Raw genomic sequence first — 18,798 nt, 5'->3', positions numbered from 1 at the left:
GCCGTCACAGCTCAAGCAGGCCGCGTGGTGAGCGCACCCGGCACGCGATGATTCCGGCGGTAGTTACTTCGCCACCGGCTTGCGAAAGCGGTAGATGAACTGGTCGGTATGGCCGCGTATCGACTTGTCGAACACCTTGATGGTGTGCGGATCGGCCGGATTGCGCAGCGCCTTGCTTTCACCGTCGAACACGAAGCCGGCCGCTTCCACCTGCTTCTTCACGATCGCCGGATCGATCCGGTGCAGCGTGTCGGTGTCGGCCATGCCGGAGCCTGTCGGAGCCACGTGATCGATGATCACCCACAGGCCACCAGGCTTCAGCGCGTCGAACACCTGCTTGTTGAGTACCGCAGGATCGACCTGCCCCATGAACTTGTCCGGATAGTCGTGATAGTTCTGCGAGGTAAACACCAGGTCGACCGGCTCGGGCGAGCTCAGCTGGTTCGCCGGCTGGGTCAGCACGCTGACGTTGGCGTAGTGCGGATCGGCAGCAAGCTTGCTCGAACCGGCCACATCGTCGGCATCCTCTTTCGCGTACTCATTCGGCCACACCGTATAGACGTGTCCCTGCGGTCCCACGACGGCACTGAACACACGCGTGAAATAGCCGCTGCCGGGAATCAGTTCCAGCACTTTCTGGCCCGGCTTGACCTCGGCAAATGTCATCACCGCCGTGATCTTGCGGCGGCCATCGTTGGATACATCGGCCTGCCGCGCGGGGTCACCGACCGCCCTGGCCACCACGGCAGCAGCGGCACTGGAATGCATGTTCGAAGTCTGGGCAAGCGCTACCGAAGGAAGCGCGAGGGCAATCAACACAGCAAGAACAGTCGGACGCATGACGTACTCCGCTCATGGACAAGGTGCCGCCGATTGTGCGCCCAAATAACCTGCGCGGCCCTGTGCCGCTTGGCATGGTGCAGTGAACCGGCTCGAGTCTCATGCTGGTTCGCAAGGCTGTATGCGCGCCGACACCTGACAGTGGCTGCTTATGCTGGTAAACAGGCACAATCGCTTTGCCGAAACGAAGACAGGAGCATCCATGCTGTCGCTTCACAGAGGAGTTCCCCTGGGCTGTGCGCTGCTGCTGAGCTGCGCAGCCACCACGAGCCATGCGCAATCGGCTTCGCAGTGGCAGGCTCGCCAGATCGAGGCCTCGCGCCAGTCCGAGCAGATCATGCAGGACGCCAACAAGCGCAAGAGCCTGCTGGCCCAGTATCAGGTGATGCGCTATGCCTATGCCGGCAACAAGGACGCTGCCTTCCATGTCATCTTCGGCCAGTACCTGAGCTGGTATCAGACCTTCATCGGCGACTACCCGGACGCCGCGGTCAGCTTCTCGATCAGGCAGCCGGCGGCGCCGGATGACCGCCCCTCACCGCTGGACAACTCCGACTACACCGCCCGTCCCGCGCTGGAGGCCATTCCCGAACTGGCCAAAAAATACCGTGCCGTGTTCTTCAACGAGGCGCACAACATACCGCTCACCCGTACACTGACCGTGCAGCTGCTGAGCAAGTTGCGTGCAGAGGGCTTCAACTATTTTGCCGCCGAAACGCTCTACCAGACCGACACCGGGTTGCAGGCACGCGGCTACCCGATCAAGGACAGTGGCTTTTACACCGAAGAGCCGATCTGTGCCGAAATGGTCCGCACCGCACTGAAGCTCGGCTTCAAGGTGATCGCCTACGAAGCACTCTCCAACGCCACTGGTGACGCGCGCGAAGCCGAACAGGCGCGCAACCTCTACAAGCAGGTGTTCAAGCAGGATCCGAATGCGCGACTGGTGGTCGATGCCGGTTATGCGCATATCCAGGAATCGGGCGTCTACCTCGGCGGCTCCTCCATGGCCGAGCATCTGCACAAGCTTTCGGGTATCGACCCGCTTACTGTGGAACAGACCATGCTGTTTCCGCATCAGTCTGGCGATGATGACCATCCTTATTACTCTGCGGTCATGCGAAAGCTGAAGCCGAAGATGCCGCTCGTGTTCCTGGACAAGAACGGCAAGCCCTGGTCGCTGCGCCAGGGGTATGACGTCAGCGTGTTCTTTCCGCCACAGGAAATGCAGCATGGACGGCCAACGTGGCTCAGCCTCGGTGGCCTGCGCGTGCCCTTTTTCATCGCCGGCGATCGCTGTGCACGCTCGTATCCATGCCTGGTAGAGGCGCGATATGCCGACGAAGGCGATGAGGCGATCCCAGCCGATCTGATGGTGCTCGATCCCGTGCCTCTGAATGCCGTGGAAGATGAACGCATTCGTTTCCACCAGGGCGCGCCTGTCAGCGATCTTTATCTGCGGCCGGGGAAATACAAACTGACCTACAGCGATCAAGACGGCCATCAGCTGTTCCGGCAGGACATCACCGTCCCGGACGGAAATCAAGCCACGTCATCCGACCACTCCGATCTGCCACAGGCATCGCCAAAGCCCGGGACTGCCACGAGTTCGGCGGGTCCGTAGGCTTCCGCTCGATCCTTCGATGGCCAAGGCCCAGGCGCACCGTGGACATCACTACTGTCCTGGGCAAGTTTCATGATCTGCGCGTATAACCAAGCGGATGCAGCCTGACGGGCAATGTCCAGCCCGATCAGCGCCGCGATCCGCTCGATGATCAACCGATGGGGAGCGATATCAGATGACCCGATGGAAAATCCGCCCGCTGCTGACACTGGCTGGTGTGCTTGCCACCTTCATGACTGCCGCTGCCACCGACCAGGGCAGTCACGACGATGGCGGCATGCTTGGCTTCGCTCCCGCCAATGCCACCGCGCAGCAAAGCCTGGAACAGCGCTTCGACGCCCAGCTCGATCCCGCCGATCAGCGCAGTTGGCTCAAGCAGATGTCGTCCGAGCCCAACCAGGTGGGCTCACCGCACGACAAGGCGAATGCCGAGTTCATGCTGGCGAAGTTTCGCGAATGGGGCTGGGATGCGCACATCGAGACCTTCAGCGTGCTCTACCCCACACCGAAAAAGGTGGCGCTGGAGCTGCTCGGGCCACACCCCTATACCGCCGTGCTGAAGGAGCCGGCTGTCGCCAGTGATGCCACCTCGGGCGCCGAGGGTGCACTGCCGCCGTACAACGTCTATGGCGGCGACGGCGACGTTACTGCAGCACTGGTATATGCCAACTACGGCATGCCGGACGACTACAAGGAACTGGCCCGCCGCGGGATCGACGTGCGCGGCAAGATCGTCATCACCCGCTACGGCGGCGGCTGGCGCGGCCTGAAACCCAAGCTCGCGCAGGAACACGGCGCGGTCGGCTGCCTGATCTATTCCGATCCGCACGACGACGGCTATGCCCAGGGCGACACCTATCCGCAAGGCGGTTGGCGCCCGGCGCAGGGCGTGCAGCGTGGTTCCGTGGCGGACATGCAGCAGTACCCGGGCGATCCGCTGACGCCCGGCATCGGTTCCACGCCGGGTGCCAAGCGGCTGGCGCTCAAGGACGCGAAGACGATCCTGAAGATTCCGGTCTTGCCGATCTCCTACGCCGACGCCACGCCACTGCTGCAGTCGCTGACCGGACCGGTGGCCCCGGCCGGCTGGCGCGGCTCGCTGCCGTTCGCCTATCACGTCGGCCCCAGCACGGCCAAGGCGCACCTCACCGTACTGTCGGACTGGGGCCAGAAACCGGTCTACGACGTGATCGCCACACTCAAAGGCTCCACCGAACCTGACCTGTGGATCGTGCGCGGCAACCACCACGACGGCTGGGTGTTCGGCGCCTGGGATCCGCTCGCCGGCAACGTCGCCCTGATGGCCGAGGCCAAGGCGATCGGCGGCCTGGTCAAACAAGGCTGGCGGCCACAGCGCACGCTGGTCTACGCCAGCTGGGACGGCGAGGAGCCGGGCCTGCTCGGCTCGACCGAATGGGCCGAGACGCACGCCGCCGAACTGCAGCAGAAGGCCGTGCTCTACCTCAACTCGGATACCAACGGCCGCGGCTTCCTCGATGCTGGCGGCAGCCACTCGCTGCAGCACCTGGTCAACCAGGTCGCGGCTGGCGTGACCGATCCGGAAACCCACGCCAGCGTGCGCGAACGCATGCGCGCGCACATGCTGGTCGACGGCTACGGCAAGGACGCGAAGCCCGAGGCCAAGGCGAACGCCAAGCTGGCAGCCGCGGGTGGCGACGTGCCGATCGAGGCACTGGGCTCCGGCTCCGACTACAGCGCGTTCCTGGAACATCTGGGCATCGCCTCGCTCGACCTCGGCTTCAGCGGCGAGGATGACGACGGCGGCATCTACCACTCGCGCTACGACTCGTTCGACCACTACGTGCGCTTCGGCGATCCCACCTTCGAGTACGGCGTGGCCCTGTCCAAGGTGGCCGGCCACATCGTGCTGCGTACCGCCGACGCCAACGTATTGCCGCTGCGCTTCGGCGATTTCAGCAGCACGCTCGATCGCTACGTGGGTGAATTGCACAAGCTGGTCGACGACACCCGCAAGGCCACCGAACAGCAACACCAGCTGCTGGATCTGCACGCGTTCACGCTCGATGCCGACCCGACCCGACCGCTGGCACCACCCGCACGCGACTCCGACGTGCCCGCGATCAATCTGGCCCCGCTGGACCAGGCCGCGAAACAACTCAAGCAGAGTGCGCAGGCATTCCAGGCTGCGTACGCCAGGCGCGCCAGCACCGGCTTCGATATGCCAGCCCCGCAACAGCAGCAACTGAACCAGCTGATGGGCAGCCTGGAGCAGGCATTGACCGATCCTGCCGGCCTGCCCGGCCGCGCCTGGTTCAAGCACTTCATCTACGCGCCCGGCATGCTCACCGGCTATGGCGTCAAGACCGTGCCCGGCGTGCGCGAGGCGATCGAGGCACGCCGCTGGGACGAAGCCAACCACTACGCCGTGCTCACCGCGAAAGTGCTTGACCGTTACCGTACACAACTCGACCAGCTGACCGCGCTGTTGAACCGATAGTCGCGAGAGCTGGCGTCAGGTTCGACCCAAAAGGGCGGCCCATGCATGGGCCGCCCTTTTGTCGATTGTTGCCTCGGCCAACCTGGATCGCTATAAATGACCCGGGGATACGACCGCGCATGAGGTGTGGTCGTGCATCATGACAGGGGAATCAGATGATGGATTTGCGACGCTGGATCATTGCGTTGTTGTTGCTGTGCGTTTCCGTTCTGCATGCGCAGGCGGTTTCACTTGCCGATCTGGCACGCCATGATCAATACAAGAGCGTCAAGATTTCCCCCGACGGGAAGTACCTGGCGGCGACTGCGATTGTCAAAGGCCAGACCGTAGTGGCGTTGATCCGTCTCGCCGACAAGAAGGGCAATCTCGTCAGCCCGCGCGAAGGGGATGACGTCATCGACTTCTGGTGGGCTTCGCCCACACGTGTGCTGTATACAGTGGGCACGCGCCAGGGTGGCTACGACTCGCCGCTGGCCACCGGCGAACTGTTCGGGGTCGACGCAGACGGCGGAAATCCGAAGTTGCTGTACGGCTATCGCAACAACAACATGAGTACCGGTTCGCACATTCAGAAGGCAGTCGCCGATCGCGGGTTCGGCGAATTCATAGCCTCGATTCCAGATGACCCCAACCATGTGCTGGTCGCGGTCAGCTCCTGGGATGCCGCCGGCACGGAAGGCATGCTACCCGTCCTCTACCGCATGGACGTGCGCGACGGTGGCATGGCACGCCTGCTTAACGCGCCGGCTCGCAACATGGAATTCGTCGCTGATCATCAGGGGCACGTCCGTTTTGCCTACGGTGAAGACGTCAACGGCAACGTCAAGGTGTACGCGCATCCGATCAATGGCGACGGCTGGCAGGTGGTGTCGAAACCCGATGACGAGCGGGCCTACCCGTGGGCGTTCAGTCGCGACGACAGCGTGGCGTACTTCACCTGCAAGGCCAGTGGAGGTGGATTCGGCATATGCAGCTGGGATCCGGCGAAGAACACCTGGACAACGGTCTGGAGCAACCCGAAGGCCTCCCCGAACGGCTTCGTCTACGGCATGGCTAAAGACGACATCATCGGAGTGAGCTTCATGGACGGCCGCCCGGGCATGTCCTTGTTCAATAGCCAGTCGGCAGACGCGACTACCCTGATCGCGCTGATGAAACAGCTGCCAGGCGAAAGCGTCCGGTTCGTTTCCGGAACCCTCGACGGCAGCCTCAGCGTCGTGCTGGCCGAAGCCGATGCCGATCCCGGCACGTTCTATCTTTACGACCGCAGTACCAACAAGCTGACTGGTTTGCTGGCGCGCGCATCGTGGATCAATCCGGAACAGATGGCCGGCAAGCAGCCGTTCGAATTTGCTGCGCGCGACGGCCTGGATCTGCACGGCTATGTCAGCTTTCCGCCGGGCAAGGAGAACGCCAAACACCTGCCGATGGTGGTGTTTGTCCACGGCGGACCCTACGGCGTAAGCGACAGCTGGGAATACGACAGCTATGTGCAGGTGCTGGCGACCCGCGGCTACGCCGTGCTGCAGGTGAACTATCGTGGTTCCGGTGGCTATGGCTACAACTTCGAGCAAGCTGGCTGGGGTGAATGGGGCGGCAAGATGCAGGACGATGTCACTGATGCCACTCATTGGGCGATCGCCCAGGGCATCGCCGACCCGCAACGGATCTGCATTTTTGGCGGCAGCTACGGCGGCTACGCGGCACTTGAGGGTGCGGTGAAGGAGCCTGATCTGTACAAATGTGCGATCGGCTATGTCGGCGTCTATGACCTGGCGCTGATGTACAAGCGCGGCGATATCCCGCAGTCCACTTCCGGCGAGAATTATCTCCGGCGCGTCCTCGGCGACGACATGAACGTATTGGCGCAACGCTCGCCGATCAATCAGCTTGATCACCTCAAGGCCAAGGTCATGCTGGTCGTCGGTGGTGAGGATCGCCGCGTACCATCGATCCAGGGCAGCAATCTGCACAATGCACTGCTGAATCGCCATGTCGCGCACGTATGGATGGACAAGCCCGGCGAGATGCATGGCTTCTACAGCGAGGCCAACCTGACCGAGTTGTATACGACGCTGGTGCAGTTCGTCGGTTCCAGCATTGGTCCCGGCGTGACTAAATAATGCGCGCGCAGCCTCGCACTGAACCGGCATGGATCAAGCTACGAGACAGCTCTAGCAGAACATGCCGGCGTATCAGGCGCTTACAGTAAACGCGCCAACACAGGTCTCAACAGGCCGACTACGCGATGTGATCGAGTAAAGGTGGCGACCGCATTGTCACCACAGGGGAAATATGGCGATGGTTTTGCGACACTGGATTGTTGCGTTGTTGTTGCTGCTTTTTGTCGCCGTGCTGCGCGCCGAACCAGTGTCATTAGGGGAACTGGCACGACACCCGGCAAGCCAGGACGCAAAAATTTCCCCCGATGGGAAATACCTCGCTGCCACCGCCGTGGTGGAGGGGCACAATGCGTTGGTGCTGCTCCCTGTCGCAGACATGAAGGCCGGCCGTGTTATCCGGCCCAACAAGAATGACGACGTCACCGATTTCTGGTGGGCTTCATCTACTCGCGTGGTATTCACCACAGGCAAGTCGAGTGGTGGCTATGACGCGCCTCTGGACTCCGGACTGCTGCTTGCGATCGACGCCGATGGTGGCAACACGAAGGTACTCGGATCTGCCAGATTCATTGCCACGATTCCGAACGATCCGGACGAGATACTGGTTGCAAGCCTCAAGGCCGGGACGGTGCGCGATGATGCAGCCAACAAACTGGCCTATTACCAGCCTTGGCTCGTCTCCAGGATGGATGTCCACAGCGGCAACATGGTGAGTATCACCACGGCACCCGGAAATATCTCGGAATTCATTGCCGATCACCAAGGTCGCGTTCGTTATGCCATTGGCGAGGATGCCAATGGCAAGAAAAGGGTGTTCAAGCATCTTCCTGGCAGCAACGGCTGGAATGAGATGCAGAAGGCCGAGCAGGACCAGTCCTATCCACTGGCGTTCAACAACGACGACAGCGTTGTGTACTTCAGTTGCCCCACCGCCGGTGGTGGATTTGCTGTATGCAGCAGTGATCCAATGGACGTCTCCCGGGAAACCGTCTGGAGCAACCCGACAATTTCAGCAACAGGGCTTTTGCGCGGCATGGCCGGTGACATCATCGGCGTGGATTTCGTGGATGGCCGTCCCGGTGCTGCACTGTTTGACAGCAATTCGGCTGACGCGAAGACCTTGGTCATGCTCATGCGGCAATTTCCGGGAGAAAGCGTCCGCTTCATTTCCGGAACTCGCGATGGCCAGCGCAGTATCGTATACGTCTATGCCGATGCTGATCCGGGCACGTTTTATCTGTACGACCACCAGGCCAACAAGCTCACCTCGCTACTGCCATGTGCTCCGTGGATCGATCCTACCCAGATGGCTGGCAAGCAGCCGATCGAATTTGCCGCACGAGACGGGCTGAAACTGCGCGGTTATGTAAGCTTTCCACCAGGGAGAGAAAGCGCGAAACACTTGCCGATGGTGGTGTACGTTCATGGTGGACCGTTCGGAATCTACGACACTTGGGATTTCGACCCTATGGTGCAGGCCATGGCGACACGCGGCTACGCCGTACTGCAGGTGAACTTCCGTGGCTCCGGTGGGCTTGGTGACAAGTTCATGGCCGCCGGATATCGCGAATGGGGCGGCAAGATGCAGGACGACGTCACTGACGCCACGCACTGGGCGATTGCGCAGGGCATCGCCGACCAGCAGCGCATCTGCATCTTCGGCGCCAGCTATGGCGGCTATGCGGCGCTTGAAGGCGCCGTCAAGGAACCGGATCTCTACCAATGTGCCATCGGCTACGTTGGCGTCTACGACCTGGCGCTGATGAGCTACCGTGGCGACGTTCCGCAGTCGGTCGATGGCGAAAGGTTTCTTGAGAAGACCCTCGGCAACGATACCAGCGCATTGGCCCAACGCTCGCCCATCAACCAGCTCGATCGGCTCAAGGCGAAGGTGATGTTGGTTGTCGGCGGCAAGGACGAGCGCGTGCCACCCGTTCAGGGCCGAAACCTGCATTCGGCCCTGCTGAAACGCAATATCCAGCACGAGTGGTTGTACAAGCCCAATGAAATGCATGGCTTTTACGACGAAGCCAACAACACCGAGTTGTACACGAAGCTGGTGCAGTTCCTTGCTGCCAGCATTGGTCCCGGTGTAACCACCACCCAGGCTAACAGCGGTAGCAGCGCAACCGTGCACTGACCTCGGCTGACACCATGCGATCCAGTCGAGCTCGACTGGATCGCATCTGCAGCACAATGCGCGTCGTCGCAACACGCTGCAGCAGGATAGGCAAACGGCAACGCTGACATGGCCGGGTATGCCTACCCAACTGATGGGCTACACGCAATCATCCCCGTTCTGGCAAAGTGCAGCGATCCGTTGCCTGCGGTCCGAGGGGAATCCAATCATGCGCGTGTCCATCCGGCTTTCACTTGTCACTCTGCTGGCGCTCGCTACGACCAGTGTTCTCGCGACAACCGATCCGAGCGGGTCGATGGGCTACGCCCGCGACCCTAGCCAGCCGATCGATCAGGACTATACCGACCAGATCCTCAAGTTCACCACCGACCCCTCGTTCAACTCGCCGCTGACCGATTACCTGCCCGCCTCGGCCAGCGTGCCGACGCCGGAGAAAGTGCTCGGCCATATTTCCGGCGCACCGAACTACCTGCCCTACTCGGCCGATGTCTACCGCTACTTCCGTGCGCTGGCCGCGGCCAGTCCGCGGGTGAAGGTGTTCACCATCGGCAAGACCGAGGAAGGCCGCGAGATGATCGCGGTGGCGATCGCCGACGAAAGCCTGCTGGCTGACCTCGACGCCAACAAGGCACGCCTGGCCAAGCTCGGCGATCCGCGCAGCATCAACATGGACGACGCCACCGCCGACCAGCTGATCGCGCAATCCACGCCGGTCTACTACATCACCGGCACGATCCACTCCACCGAGACCGGTGCGCCCACCGCGCTGATGGAACTGGCGTATCGCCTCGCAGTGGACAACGCACCGTACATCCAGCACATCCGCTCGCACGTGATCACGCTGATCACGCCGGTGGTCGAAGTGGACGGCCGCGACCGCCAGGTGGATCGCTACAACTGGCATCTGGCGCATCCGGGCGAGAACTACCCGCCGCTGATGTACTGGGGCCACTACGTTGCGCACGACAACAATCGCGACGCGATGGCGATGACGCTGAACCTCACCCGCAACGTGGCGGACACCTATATCGGCTGGCATGCGCAGGTGCTGCACGACCTGCACGAATCGGTGCCATTCCTGTACGACAACACCGTGGGCGACGGCCCGTACAACGCATGGATCGATCCGATCCTCACCGGCGAGTGGCAGCAGCTGGGCTGGGACAACGTGCAGCAGCTGACCAAGTTCGGCATGCCCGGCGTGTTCACCCACGGCGACTTCGATACCTGGAGTCCGGGCTACCTGATGTTCATCGCCGCCATGCACAACGGCATCAGCCGGCTGTACGAGACGTTCGGCAACGACGGCGCCGATACGGTCAAGCGCATCCTCGATCCAGCCGACTACCAGCGCACCTGGTACAAGCCGAACCCGCCGCTGCCTGAAGTCACCTGGTCGCAGCGCGACAACAACAACTACGAGCAGACCGGCCTGCTCACCGCGCTGAATTATTTCTCCGGCAACAGCCAGCTGTTCCTGAAGAATTTCTACTTGAAGAGCAAGCGCTCGATCGAGAAGCCGCAGGAAGCCGGTCCGGCCGCCTACGTGTTCCCGGCCGACGACAAGCGCACCGGTTCGCAGGCGCAGCTGCTGCGCATCATGCAGCTGCAGCATGCCGAGGTCAGCCGCCTGTCGGCGCCGGTCACGGTGACCCTGCCCGCGTCCAAAGGCGACGACGGCAAGGCCACCAAGGCCAGCTCGCGCACGTTTGCCGCCGGCAGCTACGTGGTGCGCATGGACCAGCCGTATTCGCGCATCGCCGACACGCTGCTCGATCGCCAGTACTGGTCGCCGAAGGATCCGCAGCAGCATCCCTACGACGACACCGCCTGGTCGATGGGCGACCTGTTCGACGTGCAGGTCGTGCGCGTGACCGACAACACGATCCTCAAGGCGCCGATGGACTCGGTCGGCCAGCCGGTCACGGTGCCGCAGGGGCTGGCCGCGATCGACATGTCCAGCGGGAAACTGCCGCGTATCGCGCTGATGCACACCTGGCTGGATACCCAGACCGAGGGCTGGTGGCGCATGGCGCTGGACAAGCTGCACGTGCCGTACAGCTACATCAGCACGCAGGACGTGGCCAAGACCAGCGACCTGCGCGCGAAGTACGACGTGATCCTGTTCGGCCCGATCGGTGGCGTCACGGCACAGCAGATCGTCGACGGCCTGCCGATGTGGGGCAACCCGATGCCGTGGAAAACCACCAAGCTCACGCCGAACATCGGCCACATCGACAGCACCGATGACATCCGCCCCGGGCTCGGTGCCAGCGGCCTCGCCAACCTCAAGCAGTTCGTAAGCTCCGGCGGCCTGCTGATCACCTCGGAGGACACCGCGAAATTCGCGATCGACACCGGCATGGCGCCGGGCGTGTTCGTCACGCCCACGCACAACCTGAAAGTTGTCGGCAGCGTGCTGCAGGCGAACTTCGTCGACCGCAAGAGCCCGATCGCGGCGGGTTACACCAGCGACGACCTCGCTCTTTACAGTGCAGTCGGCCAGTCGTTCACAGTGTCCAACCTGGTCATCGGCGACAACGGAATCCCCAGCGCAAAAGACTTCCAGCGTCCGACCGGACGCGGCGGTCCGCACGACACCGACACGCCCGAGGGCCGTGCCTCGGTCGAACCGCCGGCCCTGCCTGAGGCCAAGCCGTGGCAGGCGCTGCCGTTGAACGCCGAACAGATGCGCAACAACCCGTGGGTGATCCCGGCTGAGCAGCGTCCGCAGGTGATCTTGCGCTACGCCGACGCCGGTCACCTGCTGATTGCCGGCCTGCTCGATGGCGGCGACGAGATGGCCGAACGCGCCGCGGTGGTGAATGCCCGTTACGGCAAGGGCCACGTGCTGCTGTTCGCCAGCAATCCGATCTGGCGCGGCGAGACCATTGGCAGCTATCCGCTGGTGTTCAACGCCATCGTCAACTACGACCGGCTGGATGCTCAGACGTCAAAACCCTGATGCGACTGCAATCGTGTTGTGTCGTCTGAAGATGCGATCCTGCATCCCGTGACGAGCATGGGGTATGGTGCGATCAGTATCCACGGACGCTAGACTTGATCGAAGTAACCATGGGGAGCACACGGATGAAACGATGGTTGATGGGGCTGTTCTGCGTCTTGATGGCATGCGCGACCTGGGCCGAAAGTCCGGCGGAAGTCCGCAAGCAGGCCGAGGCGAGCATGCTGGTTACCGGGTCGATTGAAGTCATGCCGGACGGCAGCGTCCAGGGCTATACCCTCGATCATGCTGACCAGCTTCCGCCCATCGTCGTCCAGATCCTCCAGCAAAACGTGCCCACCTGGAAGTTCAAGTTCGACGATCAGCAGACAGTTGCCGTGAAGGCGAAGATGAGCTTGCGTCTCCTCGCCAAACGCGTCGACGACACCCACGATGCGATCAGCATCTCAGCCGCCCAGTTTGGTCAGGACGACAAGGTTCCCGGCGAAAGCATCAGCTACAAGACGAGGTTGCCGCCCCGTTATCCTGGCCTCGCCTTGCACTCGGGAGTCTCCGGCACGGTCTATCTGCTGCTGCGCGTCGGCAGAGACGGCCGAGTCGAGGATGCCGCGGCCGAGCAGGTCAACCTGACGGTCTACGCCAGCGGTCGTGACATGCAGTTGTTCCGCGACAATCTCGCCAGAGCCGCAATCACCGCAGCCAGGGAATGGACCTTCAACACTCCGACCATCGGCAAGCATGTCGCCGACGATTACTGGGTGGCGAAGGTGCCGGTCAATTTCGACATACGTCCACGTGGCACCTATAAAGACGTGCCGTACGGCAGGTGGCAATCCTATGTGCCGGGACCGCGCCAGCTGGTGCCGTGGGTCGAAAAGAAAAAGCTGCTGACCGGGGCCGCGGATGCGGTGCCTGATGGTGGCCTCTACCAGATCAACCAGGGCTTGCAGCTGACCACCCCGCTCAGCGGCGCCTGATTCCCGTATCCGAACCGGACAACGCCACCTGCGAAAACTGGCATCTCGTGCGCCGGTTTTCGCAGGTCATCCGATCAGGCCGTGTGAACGTCGACTTCGCCGGTGCCGGCTTACCCATAAATTCGTAGAAACCATTCAGACCGTAGTTGTGGATGGTCACGCGCTCATGCGGCGTGTTCCCGCGTGACGTGGGTTGAATGGTTGAACGTGGTATCGGTTTCGAACGCCCGCCACCACGGTGCCTGCAGAATGGAATCGGGTCGCACGGTTTCGCCCGGACGCGGCTGTACCAAGTGCACGCCCTGCTCCGCCGCCAGCGCGCGGGCGCGCTCGGCCGGCTCGTCCCAACGGTGCATGGCGAGATCGAACGTGCCCCAGTGCACCGGCATCATCGTGCGGCCGCGCACCAGTTGATGGGCAGCGATCGATTGCTCCGGCTGCATGTGCACGTCCGGCCATAGTTCGTTGTACGCGCCGCATTCGATCAGGGTGAGGTCGAACGGCCCGTAGCGTTCGCCGATCTCGGCAAAGCCCGCGTGCATGCCGGTGTCGCCGCTGAAGAACAGCCGCTCATGCGTACCCAGCACGGTCCACGATGCCCACAGCGTCGAGTTGCCATCGCGCAGGCCACGGCCGGAAAAGTGCTGCGCCGGCGTGGCAGCCAATGTCAGCGGGCCGAATGCCGCTTCCTGCCACCAGTCCAGTTCCACCACGCGTCCTGCTTCAATGCCCCAGGCGATCAGGCGTCGGCCCACGCCGAGCGGCGTGTAGAAACGCCCGACCTTGCTGGCCAGCGCGCGGATGGTGTCGCGATCCAGATGATCGAAGTGATCGTGCGACAACAGCACGGCATCGATCTGCGGCAGTTGCGCCACGGTCAGCGCGGGCGGCGTGAAACGCTTTGGCCCCGCGAACGGCAGTGGCGAAGCACGTTCGCTCAGCACCGGATCGGTAAGCAGACGCAGGCCGTCGATCTCGATCAAGGTGGTGGAGTGGCCGAGCCAAGTCACCTGCAGTGCCTGCGAAGCCGGGCCGCTCAGCACGTCCGCACGCACCGGCGTCACCGGCAGCGGGCTGCGTGGCTTGCGCCGGATGCCTCGATTTGCCCAGAACTCGCGCATCACCGCGCGCAGGCTGCCGGCGCGGGTGTCGGCTACATTGCGGAAGCGGCCGGCGCGCCAGGCAGTGGAACCGGCGTAGCTCGCGCCTGCAGGCGTACGACGCGCTGTCATGCGCCACGCCACAAGCGCGAGGCCAAGCACGGCAAGGATGAGAAGACCGGCTGTCATAAGACCAGTTGCCATCACGGGAAACTCCGTCAGCAAGTAAACGATGCCGTATACTTTATGCGACCACGCGAAAAAAGTAAACTGTTCCGTATACTTTCAGGAAGACCCGCCCTTGAACCGCAGCCTCAACAAGCGCACCGCCATGCTTGATGCCGGCATCGCCGAACTCGCCGAGCAGGGGCTGGCTGGCGCCAGCATGGAATCCATCGCCGGCCGTGCCGAGGTGTCCAAGCGCACGCTGTACAAGCACTTCCCGTCCAAGGACGCGGTGTTCGAGGCGGTACTGGCGCTGCTGATCGAGCGTGTCGACCCGCTCGGCAAACTGCATTACGACAAGCAGCGCGATTTCGCCGAGCAGCTGCGTGAGATCGCCGAACAGGAAATGCAGCTGATCTGCGATCCGGACTTCGTGCGGCTGAGCCGCGTGCTGATGGTCGAATGCATGCGCTCGGAAGAGCGCAGTCTGAGCCTGATGGCGCAGTTCGGCGAAAAGGAGAATGGGCTGTTCCGCTGGTTCAGCGAAGCCGGCGACGCCGGCAAGCTAGGCAAGCTCGACCCGCGTGCTCTCGCCGACCTGTTCGTGGCGATGCTGAAGTCAAGCGTCTACTGGCACTCGGTGATCGCCTGGCAGCCGGCACCGAACAAGGCCACGCAGAAGCGCGTCATCGACGAGGCCTGCCTCACCCTGATGAGCCGGCTGCAGCAGGTCCGCTCGCGCTGAGCGGGCCTGCTTTTCCCCTTGCTGCGGGGAGCGGGCGCCGGCACGGCGGCCAGCACCTTCCATCATTTCGTCGCGTTGGTGCCGGCTTTGTCGTGCGGCATCATCGCCTCGCGCTTGGCGCGAAACGGGCTGTCGGGATACCACGTCGGCCACACGCCGACCTGGCTCAGGTGCTGACCCAACTCGTACAACGCCTGGGTATCCTCGAGGATGCCGGAGTAATCCCAGTCCGGATTGAACACGTCGTTCGGCGTGTGATAGTGGTGCGCCGTATAGTCATCCGCCCCCTTCTGTCCGGCCGCCTTGCCGCCATCGAGCAGATCAAGTCCCGAGCTGGCCAGCATCGCCGGCACGCCGGCCTTGGCGAAGCTGAAATGATCGGAGCGAAAGTAGAAGCCGTTCTCCGGCGTGGTTTCCGGCGAGGTCACCCGGCCCTGCGTCTTCAGCACATCGGCCAGCATGTCCTCGAGTTGCGACTGGCCCTTGCCGATCACTGTCATGTCATGGGCACGGCCGATGATTGGCAGTGCATCGACCGCGATATCGGCCACCGTCTTGTCCAGCGGGAACACCGGCTTGGCTGCGTAATACTGCGAACCGAGCAGGCCCGACTCCTCCATCGTGGGCATGAAGAACAGCACGCTGCGCGGTGGCGGCGTTTGTTGATGGGCGAACGCATCGGCCAGCTCCAGCAGCATGGTCAGGCCGGTGCCGTTGTCGATCGCGCCACTGAAAACCTGATGCCCTTTGCGCGTGGGATCGGTGCCCAGGTGATCCCAATGCGCGGTGTAGATCACCGCCTCATCGGGCTTCGTGCTGCCCTTGACCATCGCCACCACATTCTTCGATTCGAGGTGGCCGATCTTGTTGCGCAGGCTGATCGATGCGGTGGCGTCCAATGGCACCGGTTTGAAGCCCGGCTGCGCCGCGGCCTTTTCCAACTGGCCAAAGTCGAGGCCGGCATCGGCGAACAAGCGCGTGGCGGCATCGCGGGTCAGCCAGCCGGCCACCGGCAGCCGCGGTGACGGATCCACGCTGGCCGGCAGGCTCAACTGCGGCCCGCTGCCGCTGTTCTGCAGCACGCTGAACGGGTAGCCGGCCGCCGCGTCGCTGGTATGCACGATGAAGCACGCGGCCGCGCCCTTCAGTGCCGCCTCCGCATACTTGTAGGTCCAGCGGCCGTAGTAAGTCATCGCGCGGCCGTTGAACAGTTTGGGATCACCGGTGGCGAAGCCGGGATCATTGACCAGCACGATCACCGTCTTGCCCTTCAAGTCGACGCCCCGGTAATCGTTCCAGTGCCAGTTCGGCGCATCGACGCCGTAGCCCAGGAACACCACCGGCGAGTTCTTCAGATCGACCTGGGCCTTCGCCTGCAGCGTCTCGGCCATCATGTCGGTGCGATAGGCGAACTTCGCCGGCTTGCCGTGCGCCGTGATGTCCAGCGTCACATCGGTATTCAACAACTGGGTGGAATCCGCCGGCACCGCCTGATACCAGGAACCGTGGTTGCCCGGCTGCAGGCCCATGCGCTTGAACTGCTCGACCAGCCAGTCCGTGGTGCGCTGGCCGCCGATCGTGCCGGGCTTGCGCCCGCCGAACGCATCCGAGCTGAGCGTCTTGTCGAACAGCGCGAAATCGGCGGCATTGATCTGCGGCGCCAGCGCGACCTCGACGGACGTCGGCTGGGTGGAAGTCGCTGGCGTCGCCGCCATCAACGAGCCTGCGCCGGTAGCCAGGGCGAACAGGAAAACGGTGGGCATGGCGCGCATCGGAGGACTCCAGCAGCCGGGGGACAAGCCGCTGTTTTAGCGCGACCATCCGCTGCTGTCCACGCATGTCGCCCGTGTCAGCGCGAACTCAGCTCGCCAAACTCATTGCCGAATGGTCAACCACGCTGACCCGGTTGCGGCCTTCGCGCTTGGCCCGGTACAGCGCCTCGTCGGCGTGGATTAGCATCTGACGCAGTTCGTAACCGGAATGCGCCACGCTGGAAACACCGAAGCTGGCGGAGATGGGAATGCCGGGAGCGTCCTCGCCCGCGGAAGCGGTGGCGATCGCCACGCGGATCTGCTCGGCGCGCACGAGAACCTGTTCCAGCGTGCACTCCGGCAGCAGGATGCCGAACTCCTCGCCACCGAGGCGGCCGAAGATGTCGGTCGAACGCAGATAGGTCTTGCACGCCTCGACCGCACGCAGCAGCACGCGATCGCCCACCGCATGGCCATGGGTATCGTTGACGGCCTTGAAATGATCCAGATCGATCAGAACAAGACAGGCACCACGTGATGATTTCCGGCAGTACTGCAACTGCAGCTCGGCCTCGTTGACGAAATGCTGGCGGTTGAAGATGCCGGTGAGACCATCGCGCCGGGCCAGTTTCATGAAGCGCAGCTGCGAGCGCTTGATCTTGTAGGTCCAAAAGGCGATCGACGCCAGCACGAGCAGCAGCAGCACGATATACAGCCGGCTGGCTACCGCGGCCTTTTTGGCGAGCGCCTGTTGCAGCGAGAGGATCTGGTTCTGCTTGTTCAGCGTGTCGATCTGCAGCTTTTTCGCCAGCAACTGCTGCTTGACGGTCTGGTAGGCCAGCGCCTTCGCACTGACCTCGTTCAAATAGCCCTTGTCAGCCGCCGTGTATTTTTCGTGATAGGTCAACGCGGCATCCAGGTCACCCTGCTGTTTGCTGATCAGATACAACAATTCATAGGCGCTGGTCCGCGACTTGGTGAACTCGTGCTTGACGCCACCATCAACCGCGGCGTGTGCGTACTGTTGCGCCAGCGCAGTCTCACCTTCGTCCCAGTACGCACGCGCCAGCGTGGCATCAAACTCGGAGGTCAGTTCCCCGTAGTCGATGCGCCGGACATCCGCATAGTTCTTCTGCAAAAGCTTGATCGCCGCGGACGATTGACCGTATTGAATGTCGAAACTCGCCACATAGAAGCGAACCGCGTTGGCGTAGAGGAATTCCGATGCCTTGTTGCAGGCATCAATGGCCTCGCGGGACTGCTTGCCGAATGTCGCGAACTTGCCGCTCTCATAGAGCGACTGGACCTGGATCATCCTGCCTTTGCAGTTACCATCCCCGACCGGATTTTCCCGAACCATCTGGGTCGCGTAGTTCAGGCCAAGATCGTATTGGCCAGCCTCGTTGTACAGGAACGCGGCAACGCCCAGCCCCTGTATGCGGGCATCCTTGTCGACAATCTGCGGCAGCTGGTCCAGCAACTGGCTCACCTGCGCAAACGCTTCCTCATAGTGGGATCCAATCGCAAGATTGTTCACCAGGGTCGTACCCGCGCGAAACCGCAACGTGGCATCCGTGGACTCCGCGATGACCGCGTTCAACAGCGGCGTGGCGGTTTCGTAATCGCCTTGATAACCGACTGCCCATGCCTGGAGGTAGCGCAGATGCATACGCTGCTGCGGGGAGAGCGTGGCCGCCTCGGCGCCGAGCCGCTTCATCAGTTGCAGGAACTCGGGATGATCCGACGTTCTGACGCTGTCCGCCTGCTTGAGCAGTTGCGCAGGGTCATCAGCGGTGGGCACGGCCGCAACGGCCGTACCCATCAGCATGGCCACGAGCAAGGTCCAGCCGGCAACGCATGCCCAGCGCTGGCTGCCCGAGCGAAGCATC

Annotated in this window: 11 protein-coding genes; 7 read left to right on the top strand and 4 right to left on the bottom strand. The window is 62.7% G+C overall.

Going from position 1 to position 18,798, the window contains the following annotated elements; all coding sequences use genetic code 11:
• Positions 1-63: 63 nt before the first annotated feature.
• A complete protein-coding gene (locus B0E48_RS05775; protein ID WP_077516707.1) occupies positions 64-840 on the bottom strand; it encodes a class I SAM-dependent methyltransferase in 777 nt (258 codons plus the stop codon).
• 202 nt (positions 841-1,042) lie between these two features.
• Between B0E48_RS05775 and B0E48_RS05770 the strand changes: the two genes are divergently transcribed.
• From B0E48_RS05770 to B0E48_RS05745, 6 genes are all read left to right on the top strand, one after another.
• A complete protein-coding gene (locus B0E48_RS05770; RefSeq protein WP_077516705.1) occupies positions 1,043-2,464 on the top strand; it encodes a hypothetical protein in 1,422 nt (473 codons plus the stop codon).
• Between the two features lie 175 nt (positions 2,465-2,639).
• Positions 2,640-4,943, top strand: a complete 2,304-nt coding sequence (locus tag B0E48_RS05765) for a transferrin receptor-like dimerization domain-containing protein (RefSeq protein ID WP_077516703.1) — start codon at positions 2,640-2,642, stop codon at positions 4,941-4,943.
• Positions 4,944-5,098: 155 nt separating this feature from the next.
• A complete protein-coding gene (locus tag B0E48_RS05760) occupies positions 5,099-7,066 on the top strand; it encodes an alpha/beta fold hydrolase (RefSeq protein ID WP_077516702.1) in 1,968 nt (655 codons plus the stop codon).
• A 178-nt stretch (positions 7,067-7,244) separates the two neighbouring features.
• Positions 7,245-9,206, top strand: a complete 1,962-nt coding sequence (locus B0E48_RS05755) for an alpha/beta fold hydrolase (protein ID WP_077517033.1) — start codon at positions 7,245-7,247, stop codon at positions 9,204-9,206.
• A 208-nt stretch (positions 9,207-9,414) separates the two neighbouring features.
• The gene (locus B0E48_RS05750) at positions 9,415-12,171 is read left to right on the top strand and encodes a M14 family zinc carboxypeptidase (protein ID WP_077516700.1); all 2,757 of its coding nucleotides are present in this window, start codon (positions 9,415-9,417) and stop codon (positions 12,169-12,171) included.
• Positions 12,172-12,296: 125 nt separating this feature from the next.
• Positions 12,297-13,148, top strand: coding sequence for an energy transducer TonB (locus tag B0E48_RS05745; protein WP_077516698.1), 852 nt, complete (start codon positions 12,297-12,299; stop codon positions 13,146-13,148).
• A gap of 164 nt (positions 13,149-13,312) precedes the next feature.
• Here the strand turns inward: B0E48_RS05745 and B0E48_RS05740 are convergent, their stop codons facing one another.
• Complete coding sequence (locus tag B0E48_RS05740; protein WP_077517031.1) at positions 13,313-14,380, bottom strand: MBL fold metallo-hydrolase; 1,068 nt, start codon at positions 14,378-14,380, stop codon at positions 13,313-13,315.
• A gap of 169 nt (positions 14,381-14,549) precedes the next feature.
• Between B0E48_RS05740 and B0E48_RS05735 the strand changes: the two genes are divergently transcribed.
• A complete protein-coding gene (locus B0E48_RS05735) occupies positions 14,550-15,158 on the top strand; it encodes a TetR/AcrR family transcriptional regulator (RefSeq protein ID WP_168170294.1) in 609 nt (202 codons plus the stop codon).
• A 62-nt stretch (positions 15,159-15,220) separates the two neighbouring features.
• Here the strand turns inward: B0E48_RS05735 and B0E48_RS05730 are convergent, their stop codons facing one another.
• Complete coding sequence (locus tag B0E48_RS05730; RefSeq protein ID WP_254423862.1) at positions 15,221-16,930, bottom strand: M28 family metallopeptidase; 1,710 nt, start codon at positions 16,928-16,930, stop codon at positions 15,221-15,223.
• Between the two features lie 88 nt (positions 16,931-17,018).
• Positions 17,019-18,797, bottom strand: coding sequence for a diguanylate cyclase (locus B0E48_RS05725; RefSeq protein ID WP_254423861.1), 1,779 nt, complete (start codon positions 18,795-18,797; stop codon positions 17,019-17,021).
• Position 18,798 lies beyond the last annotated feature (1 nt).

Source organism: Rhodanobacter sp. C03 (genome assembly GCF_002001175.1).
Lineage (GTDB): Bacteria > Pseudomonadota > Gammaproteobacteria > Xanthomonadales > Rhodanobacteraceae > Rhodanobacter.
This window is presented reverse-complemented; position numbering and strand designations above follow the sequence as displayed.

Bases quoted from the DNA above. Each gene is read 5' to 3' on its own strand.
- B0E48_RS05725 (WP_254423861.1), bottom strand. From the start codon at position 18,797: ATGCTTCGCTCGGGCAGCCAGCGCTGGGCATGCGTTGCCGGCTGGACC.
- B0E48_RS05755 (WP_077517033.1), top strand. From the start codon at position 7,245: ATGGTTTTGCGACACTGGATTGTTGCGTTGTTGTTGCTGCTTTTTGTC.
- B0E48_RS05770 (WP_077516705.1), top strand. From the start codon at position 1,043: ATGCTGTCGCTTCACAGAGGAGTTCCCCTGGGCTGTGCGCTGCTGCTG.
- B0E48_RS05740 (WP_077517031.1), bottom strand. From the start codon at position 14,380: ATGACAGCGCGTCGTACGCCTGCAGGCGCGAGCTACGCCGGTTCCACT.
- B0E48_RS05745 (WP_077516698.1), top strand. From the start codon at position 12,297: ATGAAACGATGGTTGATGGGGCTGTTCTGCGTCTTGATGGCATGCGCG.
- B0E48_RS05760 (WP_077516702.1), top strand. From the start codon at position 5,099: ATGATGGATTTGCGACGCTGGATCATTGCGTTGTTGTTGCTGTGCGTT.
- B0E48_RS05775 (WP_077516707.1), bottom strand. From the start codon at position 840: ATGCGTCCGACTGTTCTTGCTGTGTTGATTGCCCTCGCGCTTCCTTCG.
- B0E48_RS05730 (WP_254423862.1), bottom strand. From the start codon at position 16,930: ATGCGCGCCATGCCCACCGTTTTCCTGTTCGCCCTGGCTACCGGCGCA.
- B0E48_RS05765 (WP_077516703.1), top strand. From the start codon at position 2,640: ATGACCCGATGGAAAATCCGCCCGCTGCTGACACTGGCTGGTGTGCTT.
- B0E48_RS05750 (WP_077516700.1), top strand. From the start codon at position 9,415: ATGCGCGTGTCCATCCGGCTTTCACTTGTCACTCTGCTGGCGCTCGCT.